Here is a 16,151-nt window from a genome sequence, read left to right as displayed (position 1 = left end):
CCCCAGCCCTCTTTGGCCCTTCCGACGTTACGGAGCGCGCCCGCGCGTCACACCGGTAAAGCAGCCCGGAACAGTCGGGTCTTTAGGCCCTGGTGTCCGCGGGCTATGGACTTTCGCCAGATTGGTCTAGACAATTAGCCCAGCGCGGCGGCAGGCCGCCCTTTCACGGAGGAATCGCGATGAGGCGTTCCAGATCCTTGGCTTTCCTGGCCGTTTTGGTGCTCACCTTCACCGGCCTGATGACGGGTGGCGGCACCGCGAACGCGGCCAACCTGCTCCTCAACCCCGGCTTCGAGGCGGGCTCGACGTCCGGCTGGTCCTGCGCGGCGGGCGCGGCCGTGAGCACGCCGGTCCGTTCGGGCGGTTACGCCGTTTCGGTCACGCCCGGCTCGACGAACGGGAAATGCGCACAGACGGTATCCGTCCGGCCGAACACGACCTATGCGGTCTCCGCCTGGGTGAACGGGAACCCGGTGTACCTCGGGGTCACCGGCGGGCCGTCGACCTGGACGGCGGCGACCTCGTACACGCAGTTGTCGCTTTCGTTCACGACGTCGGCCACGCAGACGACGGCCGAGGTGTACGTCCACGGCTGGTACGGGTCGGGCACCTTCTACGCGGACGACCTCAGCCTCGACGGGCCTGGGGGCGGCACCCCCGGCGCGCCGCCGACACCGGGAAATCCGGCCGTGGGCACGGTGACGAACTCGTCGATCGCGCTCTCGTGGGGCGCCTCGGCGGGCACGGTGACCGGCTACCGCGTGTACGAGGGCGGGACGGTGGTCGCGACGGTGACCGGGACTTCGGCGACGATCTCCGGGCTGACGGCTTGTTCTTCGCACAACTACTCGGTGGCCGCGTACAACAGCACGGGTGAATCGCCCAAGACCACGGAGGCGAGCGCCACGACTTCCGGCTGTGTCGACACCGGCCTGCCGAAACACGCGCTGATCGGCTACCTGCACGCGAGTTTCGCCAACGGTTCCGGCTACACGCGGATGGCCGACGTCCCGGCGGCGTGGGACATCATCAATCTGGCCTTCGGCGAGCCGACCTCGGTGACCTCCGGCGACATCCGCTTCACGCGGTGCCCGGTGGCGGAATGCCCGACCGTGGAAAGCGACGCGGACTTCGTCGCCGCTATTCGCGCGAAGCAGGCGCAGGGCAAGAAGGTGCTGATCTCCATCGGTGGGCAGAACGGCCAGGTCCAGCTCACCACGACCGCGGCGCGTGACGCCTTCGTCAGCTCGGTGTCGGCGATCATCGACCGATACGGGCTGAACGGGCTCGACATCGACTTCGAGGGCCACTCGCTGTACCTCAACTCCGGTGACAACGACTTCCGCAACCCGACCACGCCGGTGATCGTCAATCTCATTTCGGCGCTGAAGACGCTGAAAGCCAAGTACGGAGCGGGATTCGTGCTCACGATGGCGCCCGAGACGTTCTTCGTGCAGACCGGCTACCAGTACTACGGCGGTCTCGGCGGCGCCGACAACCGGACGGGTTCGTACCTGCCGGTGATCCACGCGCTGCGGGACGCGCTGACCGTGCTGCACGTCCAGGACTACAACTCCGGACCGGTGATGGGTTTGGACAACCAGTACCACTTCATGGGCGGCGCGGACTTCCACATCGCGATGACCGACATGATCAAAGCGGGATTCACCGTGTCCTCGACCGGATTCCGGTTCCCAGGGCTGCGTGAGGACCAGATCGCGTTCGGCCTGCCTGCCGCGGTGAGCGCGGGCAACGGGCACACCGCCCCGGCCGCGGTGCATTCGGCGCTGAACTGCCTGGTGAAGAACTCCGGCTGCGGGTCGTATTCCCTGCGGGGCGGCGCTTCGCCGGCGTTGCGCGGGTTGATGACGTGGTCGATCAACTGGGACCGATACTACGGCTGGGAGTTCCAGAACGCCCACGAACCGTTCCTGAACGCCCTGCCCTGATCGCTTGGACGGACTTTTCCGCAAAGGCCTCCTTGAGGGACCCAGGGTCCCTGAAGGAGGCCTTCACGGACCGACTTCGAGACCTCGGTGACGCGGCGTCCCTTAAGTACATGAAGGCCCCCTTCCTTGCGCCAGGCGCAAGGAAGGGGGCCTTCATGTACTGGTGGGTGCGCTGAGGATCGCAACCAGATGACTGATTGCGGGGGGAAAGGGAGCGGGCCCGCACCGTGCAGCATCGGTGCGGGCCCGCAGTTCGAGGGGACGTCAGAAGGCCGCGGTGATCCGCGTGAAGTCCCAGTCGTTCTGAGCGATACCACTGCAGTTCTCGGCGACCCCGCCGTTCGGGCAGCCCCGGTCACGGTTGGTCGACCAGAACGCGAGCCTGGCGATCTTGTTCGTCTTGGACCAGTCGGTGATCCGGGTCCAGGTGTCGAGACTCGTCAGTTCCCGCTGATCCGAGAGACCGTTCATGCCGCTGATGCCCAGGTGGCCGTACGCCGTGGCGTCGTTCCACCCGAAGGTCGACTTCAGCTTGTCCCGCAGGCCGTTCGCCGCCTTGATGGTGTTCCCGTACATGTCCGCGCCACCACCGAAGTCGAACGGCATGATCGTGTAGACGTCGATCCCGGCGTCGAGCGCCTTCGACTGGTCGATCAACCGCTGGCCCCAGGAGTTCGGGCCGCTGGTCGTCGTGCCGAAGGTGAGAATGGTCTGGATGCCGGGGTTGTTCGCCTTCACGATCTTCAGCGCGTTCAGGACGCGATCCTGCACCACCGCGTTCTCGAACTCGTCGGTGTTCTCGATGTCGATGTCGATCGCCTTGAGCGCGTAGGCGTCGATCACCTTCTGGTAGGCACCGGCGAGCGCTTCCGGCGTCGAGCAGTTCGGGCCGAGCTTGTTGCCGCTCCACCCGCCGAAGGACGGCACGATCTGCCCGCCCGCGGCCTTGATCTGCGCGATCGCGTTCGCGTCGACGCCGCCCTGCAGTGGCCGGGTGCCGTCCCAGGCGGGATTGCACCCACCGGAGGACAGGACGAACGCCATCGTGAACCACTTGATCCCGGTCGCGTTCATCACCGTCTGCGGGTTCGGCGGGCTGCCCCAGCCCAGGTACAGATACGGCGCGCCACGGCCCCCGGGTGGCGGCGGGGTGCTCGTGGTCGGAGAGGTCGTGGTCGTGCCGGTCGGTGTGGTCGGTGTGGTGGTCGGACCACCGCCGCCCGGATCACAGGAACCACCGTTGACCTTGCAGTTCACCGGGGCGACGTAGCCCCCGGAATACTTGACGTTGAAGCCGAAACTGGTGCTGCCACCGTGGGAAAGGTTGCCGTTCCAGGTGTTCTTCACCGTCACATGCTGGCCGGAGACCGAGTAAGTGCCGTCCCACAGCGAGGCGATCGAGTGCCCCGCGGGGAGGTCGAATTCGACCGTCCAGGCGGGAAGGTTCGATCCGGAGTTGTTGCTGATCGTGTACTTGCCCGCCCAGCCGGAGCCCCAATCGGAGCCCTTGCTGAAGGCGGCACCGACGCCGCCGGCCGCGGAAGCCGGCGCGATCACGAGGACCGCGCCGGCCGTTGCGGCAGCGGCGGCCAGGCCGGCGGCCTGGATCCAAGTCCGCTTTGCCACTGTCGAACCTCTCAGTTCAGGCCGTTGCGCATGGCCGTGACGAGCTCACCGTTGGAGGTGTCACCACTGAGTTCCCAGAAGAACGCGCCGCCGAGACCCTGGTTCTTGGTCCAGCCCATCTTTCCGTTGATGGTCGCGGGAGTGTCGTAGCTCCACCAGTTGTTGCCGCACTTCGCGTACGCGGTGCCCGCGATCGTGCCGGTCGACGGGCAGCTGTTCTTGAGGATCTTGTAGTCCTCGATGCCCGCCTCGTAGGCGCCCGGTGCCGCTCCGGTCGCGGTGCCGCCCGGCGCGTCCTGCGTGACACCGGTCCAGCCTCGGCCGTAGAAACCGATACCCAGCAACAGCTTGCTCGCCGGGACGCCCTTGGCCTTGAGCTTCTGGATGGCGTCGTCGGAGGTGAAGCCCTGCTGCGGGATGCCGGGGTACGAGGTCAGCGGCGAGTGCGGGGCCGTCGGACCCTGCGCCGCCCAAGCGCCGAAGAAGTCGTACGTCATGACGTTGTACCAGTCGAAGTACGCCGACGCGGGGCCGTAGTCGGCGACGTCGAGCTTGCCGCCACTGCTGGCGTCCGCGGTGATCGCGGCGGTGACCAGGAACGAGGAACCGAACTTGGTGCGCAGCGCCTGAGCCACGTTCTTGATCGCGGCGGGGCCGCTGGTGTCACAGGTGAGACCACAGGCGTTCGGGTACTCCCAGTCGATGTCGATGCCGTCGAAGACGTCGGCCCACCGCGGGTCCTTGATCAGCTTGTAGCAGGATTCCGCGAACGCGGCCGGGTTCTTCGAAGCCTGGCCGAAGCCACCGGACCAGGTCCAGCCGCCGAACGACCACAGCACCTTGAGGCCCGGGTACATCTTCTTCAGCTTGCGCAGCTGGTTGAAGTTACCGCGCAGCGCGCCCGCGTCCCACGAGTCCGCGACACCGTCCACACTGGACCCGGCGTCGTAGAACTTGTCGTAGTCGGCGTAGGTGTCGTCGTTCGCCGTGCAGGAACCGTTGGTGACATTGCCGAACGCGTAGTTGATATGCGTCAGCTTCGCCGCGGAACCGGAGGTGTGGATGTTCTTCACGTGATAGTTGCGGCCGTAGACGCCCCACTGCACGAAGTAGCCGAGGTTCTTCTTCGCGCCCGGGTTCGGGTTCGAAGTCGTGGTGGTCGGGGGGTTGCTCGTGCTGGTCGACGTCGGGGGATTGGACGTCGTGGTGGTCGGTGTGGTCGGCGTCGTGGTCGGGCCGCCGCCACCCGGGTCACAGGAGCCGCCGTTGATCTTGCAGTTGGCGGGCGCGGTGTAGGCGCCGGAATACTTGACGTTGAAACCGAAGCTGGTGGAACCGCCGTTGGAAAGGTTGCCGTTCCAGGTGTTCTTGACGGTCACGTGCTGGCCGGAGACGGTGTAGCTGCCGTCCCACAGCGAGGCGATCGAGTGCCCCGCCGCGAGGTCGAACTCGAGCGTCCAGTTGGTCAGGCCCGATCCCGAGTTGTTGGTGATCGTGTACTTGCCTTCCCAGCCGGCGCCCCAGTCCGAGCCCTTGGTCAGGGTGGCTCCGACGCCACCGGCGGCGTTCGCCGGCACGGTCACCAGACCGACCGCCAGCGCCGCCACGGCCGTGAACAGGCCGACCAGATGCCATCTTTTTCTCGACATTTCACTCCTTACAACCCGATGCAGGGAAATGATCTTGGAGATGATTTCGTCAAAGGGAAATCGGCGACATCGCGTTGCCGCGGCCGGAGCCGGGCAGGCGGGGATGCGTCTTCATCGACCACCTCCACGGGGGAACGCTTTGTTGCGGGAGACGGTACGTGGTCTGGACCAATATGGGAAGGGTCGCTACGTAGCGTGGTGATTTTCCTGCGAACGGCCTAATACGTTCGACAGCGTTAACCGTTCACTGGTCCGGTGCCGGTCAGCGACGGAATTCGTCCATTTCGCCGAGCCTGGCGATATTCGCGGATTCGTCGGGGTCGGGCAGGACGCCGGAAAGGAACACCTCGGTGATCTCGACGGCCACGTCGGGTGCCAGCCGCTTGAGGCTCATCGCCAGCACGTTGGCGTCGTTCCATTTGCGCGCGCCCGCGGCGATCCAGGTGTCCCAGGCCAGTGCCGCGCGGACCCCGGGGACCTTGTTGGCCGCGATGGCCGTACCCGTCCCGGTCCAGCACAGCACCACGCCGAACTCGGCCTCGCCCGCCACGACCGCCCTGCCCACCGCCGCGCCGAGTTCCGGCCAGACCTCCGACGTCGCCGGGCGGAGCACCTCGTGACCCGCCTCGGCGAGATACGCCTGGACGGCGTCCGTGGTGGCGTTGCTGTCGTCGGCGGCGAAGGCGATCCTCATGTGCGGATCGTAACGCCGCGTCGACAGGTGAAGAACCCGGAAGTCATGGGGGTCGCGGCGTGGACTCCTCTGCGGAGGAGCGCCGGGTCCAGCCCGGACCCCGCCCCGCCGCCATCCTCGACGGACAGGCTCCGCCTGGCTGTCAAGCCTTGGTCAGCGCGGCGGCGCCGAAGGAAACGCTGAACCGTTCGCACCAGATGGTCACACTGGAGTAGCGTGCGAGATCGGTGCCGGCGGGCAGTGTGTAGTTCTGGCTTCCCTTGTTGCCCTTGAGCTTCCCGGCACTCACGTACGCGCCGTCGTCGAACACGAACCAGCCGTCCTTGCCGGGGACGACCGGCGCGTCGGTGAGCCAGACCCGCAGGTCCGGTCCGTTGCTCGTGTCGAGGTTTTCCAGGCGCAACACCAGGGATCCGTCGGCCGCGCGCAGGATCCGGACGTCGCCGCTGGTCGTGTGCTCGTGGCTGATCAGTGCGCCGGTGGCCACGACCGTGGGCTCTTTCGGGGCGGACGTGGCACTTCCGGAACTCTTCGCCGACTGATCGGACACCTGGGCCGACGACTGGGCCGCGCCGGGCAGAGCCTCCTGGACCGTGTCGTTCACCCAGAGCTTCCACGGCTGAAACCAGTAGAGGCCCGCGGCGGCCGCCACCACCAGTCCGACCGCCAGTACGGCGAGCACCCGCTTGCGTTTCATGGGGACATTCAAGCGCGCGAACCGCCCGGAACGCCCGGTTCGCCTGCTTACCGACTCCTTACGACGCCTATGGAGAGCACTGCTCTCGGCAAGCTGCGCGGATCACGGCCGGGTTTCGGTGCCTTGACCCGGTTCACGCCGCTTGACACGATTGCCGGGCTGAAAAGGGCATATCGGACGGAGGCCCCCTCGATGGGTTCGGCGATGTTTTCCCTTCTCCTGCCGATAGCGCTCGCGCTGGTCATGTTCGGGCTGGGGCTGACCCTGACCGTCGGCGACTTCACGCGCGTGCTGAAGTACCCGAAAGCCGCCGTGATCGCGCTGGTGTGCCAGATGATCGTACTGCCGGTGATCTGCGTCGGCCTCATCGTGCTGTTCGGGCTCGGCGGTGTGCTGGCGGTCGGCATGATGCTGCTCGTCGCGTCACCCGGCGGGACGTCGGCGAACCTGTTCAGTCACCTCGCCGGTGGCGACGTCGCCCTCAACGTCACGCTCACGGCGATCAATTCCGTGCTGGCCGTGTTCACCCTGCCGCTGGTCGTCGGCCTGTCGATGGCCGAATTCCTCGACGGCGGTGCCTCTGTCGGGCTCCAGCCCGCCAAGTTCGTGCAGGTGTTCGCGATCGTGCTGATCCCGGTCGTGATCGGGATGGCGGTGCGGCACCGGTTCACCGACTGGGCCGAGCGGATGCGCAAACCGGTCAAGCTCGGCTCCGCCGTGGTGCTCGTCCTGGTGATCGCGGCGGCGATCGCGCAGGAATTCCGGACGCTGGCCGACAACGTCTGGACGCTCGGGCCGGTGGCGCTGGCACTTTCGGTGCTGAGCCTCGCGATCGGGTACTACGTGCCGCGGCTGTTCCGGGTGGACCGCGAGCAGTCGATCGCGTCCGCCATGGAGATCGGTGTCCACAACGCCACGCTCGCCATCGCCGTCGCGATCTCCGTGCTCGGTGACAAGGCGATGGCCGTGCCTGCCGGGATCTACGGCGTGCTCATGTTCCTTCCCGCCGGGATCGCGGCCTTCCTGTTGTCCCGCGGCAAGGTGAGCGCGCCGGTCTGAGTTACCTTGGGGCGTGCCTCGTGACCCCATCGGCGACCTCCTCGACGTGAACGGTGTCGCCGTCCATGTCCGTGAGGACGGTGCCGGGCCGCCGATCCTGTTGCTGCACGGGTATTGCGGGTCGGTGCACTGGTTCGACGGGCTCACCCGCGAGCTGTCGGAAGAGCATCACGTGATCCGGGTGGATCTGCTGGGGCACGGTTGCACCGGTGGCTCGTCCGGGCTCGACGCGGCTTCGCAGGCACGCATGGTGGCCGCGGTCCTCGACGCGCTGGGCGTCGAGGACGTCCTGGTCGCCGGGCATTCCTTCGGTGCGGATGTCGCCTTGGCGCTGGCCGCGATCTCCCCGCGGGCAGGCTCCTTGGTGCTGATCGGACAGGCGCCGGACTACAGCTACGCGTCCTTTTCGCCGGGCAGTTCGGTAGTGCTGCCGATGATCGGTGCTCTCGTGCGGCTTGTCGCCCATCGGCGGTGGATCCGATTCGCTTCCCGGTTCCGGCGGGTGCGCTGGTTCGACGATCCTTTGCAGGATTTGACCGATCACGCCGTCACCGCGCCGGCGATGGCCCGGGTGGTACTCGTGGAACGGGCGCGTTTGCTGGCGGCTCGGCCTCTCGACGCGCAGGTGGCGGCTTTGGCGTCGCCGTGCTTGGTGATCCTCGGCCGCCGGGACCGTTTTTACGACTGTGAAAAGACTTCCGCCCGGTATTCCGCGGTCGGGGCTCGTGTGGAGGTCGTGGAGGACGCCGGGCACTCGCCGTTCTTGGAGCAGCCGATCGAGGTGGCCCGGTTGCTTCGCGAGTTCAGCGGGTCGTGAGTGGCAAAGAGCGTTCTCTTGAGGGGTAAGGCAAAGGTTTCGTGTGGGTGGCAAGTCCGTGAAGGCCTCCTTGAGGGAACCAGGGTCCCTCAAGGAGGCCTTCACGGACTTCAAGACCCGGCGCTGGTGTCACAGCCGTCCCACTGCGCCAGGGAGCACATGTGAAGGTAGCGGAGGCTCCTTCCCTTCCAATCAACGCAGTGCGCATAGTGCCCTGTTCGCCCTACCCCTCAAGAGAATCCGAAACGCCACTCACGACCCGGTCGGTGCGGACGCGTCCCCGATCGCCTTGTCCAGGATTCCCAGTCCTTCCGCCAGTTCGTCCTCCGTCGCGGTCAACGGGGGAGCGATCCGGAAGACCCCGCCCATTCCCGGCAGCTGCACGATGTTCATGTGCAGCCCCAGTTCGAGGCAACGCCGGGTGACCAGGGCGCTCAGTTCGCCGGAGCTTTGCCTGGTGGCACGGTCCGCGACGAGTTCCACGCCGACCAGCAGGCCTCGTCCGCGGATGTCGCCGACGACGGGGTGGCGGATGGCGAGATCGTCGAGGCCGCGGCGGAGGAAGGCGCCCAGTTCGGTGGCGCGTTCGTCGAGCCGGTCGCGGGTGAGGACGTCGAGCACGGTGTTCCCGACGGCGGCCACCAGTGGGTCCGCGACGTGGGTGGTGAAGAACAGGTAGCCGCGGTCATGCGCTTCCTGCTCGATTTCCGCGTTCGTGATCACCGCCGCCAGCGGGAGTCCGGCGCCGAGCGTCTTGGACAGCGTGAGGATGTCGGGGACGACGCCGTCGCGTTCGAAGGCGTACCAGTTCCCCGTGCGGCACAGGCCGGTCTGTGCCTCGTCGAGGATCAGCAGCATCCCGCGTTCGCGGCACTTCTCGCGCAGGGCGGCGAAATAGCCCACCGGCGGCTCGATGATCCCGCCCGAGCTCAGGATCGGCTCGACGAGGCACGCCGCGAGGCTGCCGACGGACTGGGCGTCGATCATCTCGAACCCGAAGTCCAGCTGCCGCTTCCAGTCCAGCTCCCCTTCCGGGGTGCGGAAGTCCGGCCGATAGGCGTTCGGCGCGGGAAGGGCGAAGTTGCCCGGCGCGGACGGGCCGTAGCCCTTGCGGCCCGCGCTGTAGGTCGCGCTCGCCGCCGCCTGCGTCATTCCGTGCCACGATTTGGCGAAGGACACGATCTCGTGGTTGCCCGTCACCAGTTTCGCCATCCGGATCGCGGCCTCGTTCGACTCCGCCCCGGTGGTCAGCAGCAACGCCTTTTCCAGCGGTGACGGCAAGGTCTCGGCCAGCCGCCGCGCGAGGTCGACGACGGGGCGGCTCAGCATCCCGCTGAACAGGTGGTCGAGTGAGCCGATCTGCCGCCGCACGGTCTCGACGATCTCGGGATGCGAATGGCCGAGGATCGCGCTCATCTGCCCGGAGGTGAAGTCGAGGATCCGTCGCCCGGAGTCGGTGAACAGGTAGCTCCCGGCGGCGTGGCCGATGATCTCGCGGGTGAAGTCACCGGCTCCGGCGTAGCGGACGAGGTGCCGGTCGGCGTCGGCCCAGAAGCGGTCGGCGGAGGACGGGTCGGTGATCGGAGCAGCCATGCCTCGACGGTAGAGCCGATCCGAGCGACACGTCCATCTCACGATTCCGGCTGTGCTGTTCGGTTCATCCGGACAACAATGGCGGCCATGCTCAACCCCTGGAGGCTCAGCCTGCTGAGCAGGCTGGACACGCTCGGCACCGTCCGCGCGGTCGCGAAGGCGGCCAACCTGAGCGCGTCGAGCGTGTCCCAGCAACTCGCGGTCCTCGAAGCCGAAACGCGTACCCGGCTGCTGGAACGCACCGGCCGCCGCGTCCGGCTGACCCCGGCCGGGCGGATGCTGGCTCGCCGCGCGAGGGAGATCCTCGACCACATGGACACCGTCGAGGCCGAGTTGCGCGGCCTCGGTGAGGGGCCGGCGGGGCTCGTCCGCCTCGGCGCCTTCCAGAGTTCGATCCACACCATCGCCGTCCCCGCGGTGAACCGGCTGGCACGGTCGCATCCCCGCTTGCAGATCGAACTGCTCGAACTCGAACCGCACGTGAGCATGCCCGCGCTCCGCGTCGGTGACGCCGACGTCATCATCACCACCACGGACTTCGTCGAGCAGCCGCTGGGGCCCGACGTCGAGCTCGTACCGCTCGCGACCGACCCGATCGTGCTCGTCGTCCCGCCGGGGCATCCGGCCGCGGGCCGCGGCCCTGCCGACCTCGCCGCCTACGCGAGCGAACCCTGGGCGTTCGACATTCCCCGGTCGTACATGGCGAATCTCGCCACCCGGCTCTGCCGCGAAGCCGGTTTCGAGCCGCGCGTGATCGCCCGGTTCAGCAACTACATGATGACCCTGCAGCACGTCGAGGCCGGGCTTTCGATCACCCTGCTGCCCGGCCTCGCCGTCGACAGGCGCTACCGCGTCGCCACCCGTGAGCTCGCGACGCCGGTCGACCGCGCCATCACCGCGGCGATCAGGCGCGGGTCCGCGCCGCGCGCCGCTGTCGACCTGGTTCTCGAGGCGCTCCGGAGTCATCCGGAACTGCCGTTGTGAACCCGTGCCGTCGCGCCACCAGCACCACGGCCAGCGTCGGCACGAGCAGCACCAGGACACTCCACGGGAGCGAACCGGCGCCGAAGCCGTCGAGGAGGGCACCGCCGGCGACGCCGCCGCCCGCCATCGCCGCGTTCCACAGGGTGACGAGCATGGCCTGCGCGATGTCCGCCGCGCCGCCCTTGTCGCCCGCTTGCGCGGCCGCGGTCTGCAGCAGCGTCGGGATCCCGCCCCAGCCGAGCCCCCACAGCGTCACGGCGACGTAGACCAGCGCCGGGTTCGCGCCCAGCGAAGCCGCAATCGTCGCTCCGAGGGCCACGAGAAGTGTGCCCGCGACGGTCAGCGGGCGCAGCCGCCGGTCGATCCGGAGGCCGACGAACCAGATGCTGACCATCGACGCCAGCCCGAACACCAGCAGGATCCGGTCCACCGAGCCGCCCATCGACACGTGCTCGAGGAAGGTGGCGATGTAGGTGTAGAGGATGTTGTGCGCCAGTACGAACGTCAGCGTCACGAACAGGACCGCGGCCACGCCCGGCACGGCGAGCGTCCTGCGCACCGGGAGTCTGCCGCCCTTGCCCTGACCGGGGAAATCGGGGACCGCCAGCGTGATCCAGGCGAGCAGGGCGAGCGCGAGCGCCGACATGAGCGAGAACGTCACCTGCCAGCCGAAGAGGCCGCCCAGGAAGGTGCCGGCGGGAATACCGAGGGAGAGGGCGAGCGGGATGCCGGTCATGACGATGGCGATCGCCTTGCCCCGCACCGGTTCCGGCGCCAGCCGCCGGGCGTAACCGGTCAGCAGCGCCCAGACCACGCCCGCCGCGATCCCGGCGACGAAGCGCGCGCCGAGGGTCAGGGGGTAGTTCGTGGACAGGGCCGTGACCGTGTTGGCGACGGCGAAACCGGCCACGCCGGCCAGGAGCAAGCGTTTGCGGCGCCAGCCTGCCGTCGCGGCGGACAGCGGGATGGCGGTGAGCGCGGTGCCGATCGCGTACACCGTCACCAGCTGTCCTGTCGCCGCTTCGCCGACGCCCAGGCCGGTGCTCATCGCGGGCAGCACACCCGCGGGCAGGGCTTCGGTGAGGACGGTGACGAACGCCGCCGTGGTCAGCGCGAGCAAGGCGCCGAGGGGGAGTTTCGGAGTCATGATCCGTATGCTCGAACCATCACATAGGTGTGAAGGTCAAGTCGGCCGGGGTGAGGTGGCGCACATGCGGATCGGGGAGCTCGCGGAGCGGACGGGGACGTCGCGTCGCCTGCTGCGGTACTACGAAGAGCAGGGTCTCATCGTCTCGGAGCGGCAGGCCAACGGCTACCGCGACTACGACGAGTCGTCGGTCGACCGGGTCGTCCAGGTCCGTGGTCTGCTCGACGCCGGCCTGCCGACCCGGATCATCAAGCAGATCCTGCCGTGCCTGGACAAACCCCGGCAGATCTACTTCCCGGACGCGACCACGGAGATGCTCCGGACCCTGGAGGCCGAACGCGACCGGATGACCCGGCGTGCGGAATGCCTGCTGCGCAACCGGGACGCCATCACCGAGTATCTCGACGCCGTCCGCGCGTACGACCCGGCGTCCTGAGCCGGAGGGACTTTCCTCGCATCGGTCTTGACAGTACGAGAAAGCGCTTTCAGGATGTGCTCAGGAAAGCGCTTTCAAAGGAGAACGGATGACCACGCGGAAACTCGGCGTCGTAATGAACGGCGTCACCGGGCGGATGGGCTATCGGCAGCACCTGGTGCGCTCGGTCCTGGCGATCAGGGAGGCCGGCGGGGTCGAGCTGGCCGACGGGTCGCGGGTCCAGCTGGAGCCGGTTTTGGTGGGGCGCAACGCGGACAAGCTGGAAGAGATCGCCACCCGGCACGGGCTCACCCGGTGGACCACCGATCTCGACGCCGCGCTCGGCGACGACGACCTGCCGCTCTACTTCGACGCGCAGCTGACCGCCGTCCGCGAGAAGTCGATCATCCGCGCCATCGACGCGGGCAAGCACATCTACACCGAGAAGCCGGTGGCCGAGTCGGTCGAAGGGGCGCTCGCGCTGGCACGGCACGCCGAGGCGGCCGGGGTCAAGAACGGCGTCGTCCACGACAAGCTGTACCTGCCCGGCCTGCTCAAGCTGAAACGCCTGATCGACAGCGGTTTCTTCGGCCGGATCCTCTCCGTGCGCGGCGAGTTCGGGTACTGGGTCTTCGAAGGCGACTGGCAGGCGGCGCAGCGTCCCAGCTGGAATTACCGCGCCGAAGACGGTGGCGGCATCGTCGTCGACATGTTCTGCCACTGGAACTACGTGCTGGAGAACCTCTTCGGCGCCGTCGGCGCCGTCACCGCGAAGGCCGTCACACACATCCCGGAGCGCGTCGACGAGAAGGGCGAGCGGTACGCCGCGACGGCCGACGACTCCGCGTACGCGATCTTCGAGCTCGAAGGCGGGGTCGTCGCCCAGCTCAACTCGTCCTGGTGCGTGCGGGTCCACCGTGACGAACTGGTCGAGTTCCAGGTCGACGGCACGAAGGGCAGCGCGGTCGCGGGCCTGCACAAATGCGTCATCCAGCCGAGGGAGGCCACCCCGAAGCCGGTGTGGAACCCGGACCTCGCCGAGACGCGCTCGTACCGTTCGCAGTGGCAGGAAGTGCCGGACAACGAGGACTTCGGCAACGGTTTCCGCGCCCAGTGGGAGCAGTTCGTCCGCCACGTGGTGGCGGACACGCCGCATCCCTACGACTTCATGGCCGGCGTACGCGGCATCCGGCTCGCGGAAGCCGGCCTCGAGTCGTCACGCGAGAACCGCCGGGTCTCGCTGGGCTAACGGCCGAAAACCGCGCCCGGGTCCTCGGCGATCAGCACGGAGATCTCCCGGATCTTGCGGTTCGTGTGCTGTGACGCCTCGGTGAGCCAGCGGAAGGCTTCTTCGGCGTCCAGCTCCAGACGTGCCATCACGATGCCCTTCGCGGTGGCGATGGCGTCCCTGGTCTCCAGCGCGGCGACCAGGGTCTCCGCCTGTCGTTCGGCGGCGGCCCAGCGGGACGCGGTCAGGACGATCGCCGAGATCGCCGAGGTGAACATCGCCACCAAGGCCGCCTCGACCGGATCGAAGGCGTTCTCCTCGAAGCTCCAGATATTGAGGGCGCCGGTCAGCGACTCGGTCTCGCGCCGCTTGACGTGGGATTCGTCGGGGACGAACAGCGGGCAGGCGAGCGCGGTCCGCACGCCGAGTTGTTCGGCGGCGGCCGCGAAATCCGGCCAGCGTTCGGGTGCGTCGCCGTCCAGCCGGGTCCGGACGATCGTGCCGCTCTGGGCGGCTTTCAGACAGGGGCCCTCGTCCGCGCTGTACTGCGCCTTGTCCAAGGGCAGCAGCGCTTGGTCGGTGGTGGCGACGGTGCCCGGCTCGTCGCCGGAATAGAGCGTGACCGTCGCCCCTCCCGCACCCGGCAGCAGGCCGACCACTTTCTTCGCCACCCGTTCCAGCAACTCGTCGCGGGGCTCGTCGAGCCGCATCGACTCCGTGAGCTCCCGCAACGCCGAAGCGGTGTCGCGAAACTGATCCATCATGGCCCTTCCCTCGGACGGCGGATTTCGCCGACCACCAGAACGTACTCGTTCCGGCTGGCCGGGCGTTGGCCGATTCGGGGTAACCCGTGGCCGGTGACCCCCCGGTTTCGGTGGTCGTCATGCGCTCACCGTGCGTGAGTCCAGGGGGCCGCCGTCCGAATACCGCGCCTTGCCCCGCGGGCAGGACACCCGTCGGTCCGGCCCGGTCGCCCCGCGTCGCCTAACCGGTGACCGTCCCACCGCGTTCGACCAGCAAGGACAGTGTCGCGGGCACCGAGTCCGCGGGTGATTTCACCTCCCTCCGGCTGACCTTTCGAGCACCGCGGTCTCCGCCTTCCGGAGTGCTTCCTCCAGTACGGGCGCGGTGACCTCGCGGAAGTCACCGGCCGCGCTGACCGGGCTGAAATAGCCGGTGTGGGTGACTCCCGGCCGCTCGCCTGTCCCCAAGGCCATCGAAGGGACCGTCGGCGGGACTTCGCGGCGGCGACCCGTCAGCCGTAGCGCACGCGGGAACAGAACGTCCGTGTCAACGTGGCGCCAAGGGGTATGTGGGTGCCGCCCCGACTTCCCGAACAGAGAGGCCATGCCGTGCGTGATGTCGAGTATGACGCGGTGATCATCGGTGCCGGACCCGCCGGGTTGAGTGCCGCGATGGTGCTCGGCCGGTCCCGGCGCAGCGCACTGGTGATCCACGGCGGCGACGGCCGTAATTCCCCTGCCCTCGGCGTGCACGGCCTCTTGGCCTGCGACGGGATGTCCCCGGACGAGCTGCGGACGGCCGGCCGCGCGCAGCTGCGGGAATATCCGGACGTCCACCTGCGCGAGGGGCGGGTCCAGGCCGTCGACGGCGATCGTGGCGGATTCGCCGTCGATTTCGAGGACGGCCGCTCGGTGAAGGCGCGCCGGATCGTGCTGGCCACCGGAGTGATCGAAGACCTGCCCGAGATCCCGGGGGTGGCCGAGCGCTGGGGCAAGACCGTGCTCGGCTGCCCGTACTGCCACGCCTGGGAAGTCCGGGATCGTCCCTTGGCCGTCCTGGCGACCGAGGGGCGGGAGGACGTGTTGTTCGCCGCGCAGCTGACCAAATGGAGTCCGGAAGTCACCTTGTGCACCAACGGGATCCCGTTGTCCGCCGAAGACGAGGCGATACTGGGGAAACGCGCCGTCCGCGTGCGCACGGAGCCGGTGCGAAGCGTGGAGGGCGCCGATGGCGGGCTTGAACGGGTCACGTTCCGCGACCACGAACCAGTGGAGTGCGCGGCGGTCTTCCTGCACGCCACCACGCGGCAGGCCGACCCGCTGGCCGAGAAGCTGGGCTGTGTCATCCAGGACGACGGCACGGTGCGGGTCGACGACGTCGGTTTCACGGGGGTGCCCGGTGTGTACGCCGTCGGCGACCTGGCGCGGCGGGAATCGAGCCCCGAGGGCATGACCTTCGTGGTGACCGCCGCCGCCATGGGATTCGTGGCGGCCACCGCGGTGGATCACGCGCTGTTCACGGAGGAGCTGGGGTGACCGCTCCGAAGCGC

The 16,151-nt window shown here is 68.1% G+C and carries 15 protein-coding genes; 7 read left to right on the top strand and 8 right to left on the bottom strand.

The window, feature by feature from the left end; genetic code table 11:
- Window positions 1-179 precede the first annotated feature (179 nt).
- Window positions 180-1,949, top strand: a complete 1,770-nt coding sequence (locus tag P3102_RS29355) for a glycoside hydrolase family 18 protein (RefSeq protein WP_276363494.1) — start codon at window positions 180-182, stop codon at window positions 1,947-1,949.
- A 264-nt stretch (window positions 1,950-2,213) separates the two neighbouring features.
- Here P3102_RS29355 and P3102_RS29350 read toward each other — a convergent pair whose 3' ends face one another.
- The 4 genes from P3102_RS29350 to P3102_RS29335 all read right to left on the bottom strand — a co-directional run bounded on the left by P3102_RS29350 (window position 2,214) and on the right by P3102_RS29335 (window position 6,615).
- The gene (locus P3102_RS29350) at window positions 2,214-3,575 is read right to left on the bottom strand and encodes a cellulose binding domain-containing protein (protein ID WP_276363493.1); all 1,362 of its coding nucleotides are present in this window, start codon (window positions 3,573-3,575) and stop codon (window positions 2,214-2,216) included.
- Between the two features lie 11 nt (window positions 3,576-3,586).
- Window positions 3,587-5,224, bottom strand: a complete 1,638-nt coding sequence (locus P3102_RS29345) for a glycosyl hydrolase family 18 protein (protein WP_276363491.1) — start codon at window positions 5,222-5,224, stop codon at window positions 3,587-3,589.
- Window positions 5,225-5,486: 262 nt separating this feature from the next.
- Window positions 5,487-5,918, bottom strand: coding sequence for an RpiB/LacA/LacB family sugar-phosphate isomerase (locus P3102_RS29340; protein ID WP_276363489.1), 432 nt, complete (start codon window positions 5,916-5,918; stop codon window positions 5,487-5,489).
- 142 nt (window positions 5,919-6,060) lie between these two features.
- A complete protein-coding gene (locus P3102_RS29335) occupies window positions 6,061-6,615 on the bottom strand; it encodes a DM13 domain-containing protein (protein ID WP_276363487.1) in 555 nt (184 codons plus the stop codon).
- A gap of 204 nt (window positions 6,616-6,819) precedes the next feature.
- Between P3102_RS29335 and P3102_RS29330 the strand changes: the two genes are divergently transcribed.
- Window positions 6,820-7,674 (top strand): bile acid:sodium symporter family protein, encoded by an 855-nt coding sequence (locus P3102_RS29330; protein ID WP_346660146.1) that lies wholly within the window; start codon window positions 6,820-6,822, stop codon window positions 7,672-7,674.
- Window positions 7,675-7,687: 13 nt separating this feature from the next.
- The gene (locus tag P3102_RS29325; RefSeq protein WP_276363484.1) at window positions 7,688-8,491 is read left to right on the top strand and encodes an alpha/beta hydrolase; all 804 of its coding nucleotides are present in this window, start codon (window positions 7,688-7,690) and stop codon (window positions 8,489-8,491) included.
- Between the two features lie 252 nt (window positions 8,492-8,743).
- Here the strand turns inward: P3102_RS29325 and P3102_RS29320 are convergent, their stop codons facing one another.
- The gene (locus P3102_RS29320; RefSeq protein WP_276363483.1) at window positions 8,744-10,084 is read right to left on the bottom strand and encodes an aspartate aminotransferase family protein; all 1,341 of its coding nucleotides are present in this window, start codon (window positions 10,082-10,084) and stop codon (window positions 8,744-8,746) included.
- 87 nt (window positions 10,085-10,171) lie between these two features.
- Here P3102_RS29320 and P3102_RS29315 point away from each other — a divergent pair, with 87 nt between their 5' ends.
- On the top strand, window positions 10,172-11,068 hold the full coding sequence (locus P3102_RS29315) for a LysR family transcriptional regulator (protein WP_276363481.1): 897 nt from the start codon (window positions 10,172-10,174) through the stop codon (window positions 11,066-11,068).
- On the opposite strand, the gene P3102_RS29310 is transcribed toward P3102_RS29315, so the two are convergent.
- Window positions 10,989-12,215, bottom strand: a complete 1,227-nt coding sequence (locus tag P3102_RS29310) for an MFS transporter (RefSeq protein WP_276363479.1) — start codon at window positions 12,213-12,215, stop codon at window positions 10,989-10,991. The genes P3102_RS29315 and P3102_RS29310 overlap by 80 nt on opposite strands.
- 64 nt (window positions 12,216-12,279) lie before the next feature.
- On the opposite strand from P3102_RS29310, the gene P3102_RS29305 reads away from it, so the two are divergent.
- Both P3102_RS29305 and P3102_RS29300 read left to right on the top strand, forming a co-directional pair.
- Window positions 12,280-12,651, top strand: coding sequence for a MerR family transcriptional regulator (locus P3102_RS29305; RefSeq protein WP_276363477.1), 372 nt, complete (start codon window positions 12,280-12,282; stop codon window positions 12,649-12,651).
- Window positions 12,652-12,739: 88 nt separating this feature from the next.
- Complete coding sequence (locus P3102_RS29300) at window positions 12,740-13,879, top strand: Gfo/Idh/MocA family oxidoreductase (protein ID WP_276363475.1); 1,140 nt, start codon at window positions 12,740-12,742, stop codon at window positions 13,877-13,879.
- On the opposite strand, the gene P3102_RS29295 is transcribed toward P3102_RS29300, so the two are convergent.
- Complete coding sequence (locus tag P3102_RS29295) at window positions 13,876-14,622, bottom strand: GAF and ANTAR domain-containing protein (protein ID WP_276363473.1); 747 nt, start codon at window positions 14,620-14,622, stop codon at window positions 13,876-13,878. The two genes, P3102_RS29300 and P3102_RS29295, sit on opposite strands and share 4 nt — an antisense overlap.
- Before the next feature lie 291 nt (window positions 14,623-14,913).
- Complete coding sequence (locus P3102_RS29290; protein ID WP_276363472.1) at window positions 14,914-15,075, bottom strand: hypothetical protein; 162 nt, start codon at window positions 15,073-15,075, stop codon at window positions 14,914-14,916.
- A gap of 135 nt (window positions 15,076-15,210) precedes the next feature.
- On the opposite strand from P3102_RS29290, the gene P3102_RS29285 reads away from it, so the two are divergent.
- Entirely contained in the window at window positions 15,211-16,137 is a 927-nt protein-coding gene (locus tag P3102_RS29285; protein ID WP_276363470.1) for an NAD(P)/FAD-dependent oxidoreductase, read from the top strand.
- Window positions 16,138-16,151: the final 14 nt, after the last annotated feature.

It is taken from the genome of Amycolatopsis sp. QT-25 (assembly GCF_029369745.1).
Lineage (GTDB): Bacteria > Actinomycetota > Actinomycetes > Mycobacteriales > Pseudonocardiaceae > Amycolatopsis.
The sequence above is the reverse complement of the archived record's forward strand: the minus strand, read 5'-3'. Positions and strand labels throughout refer to the sequence as shown.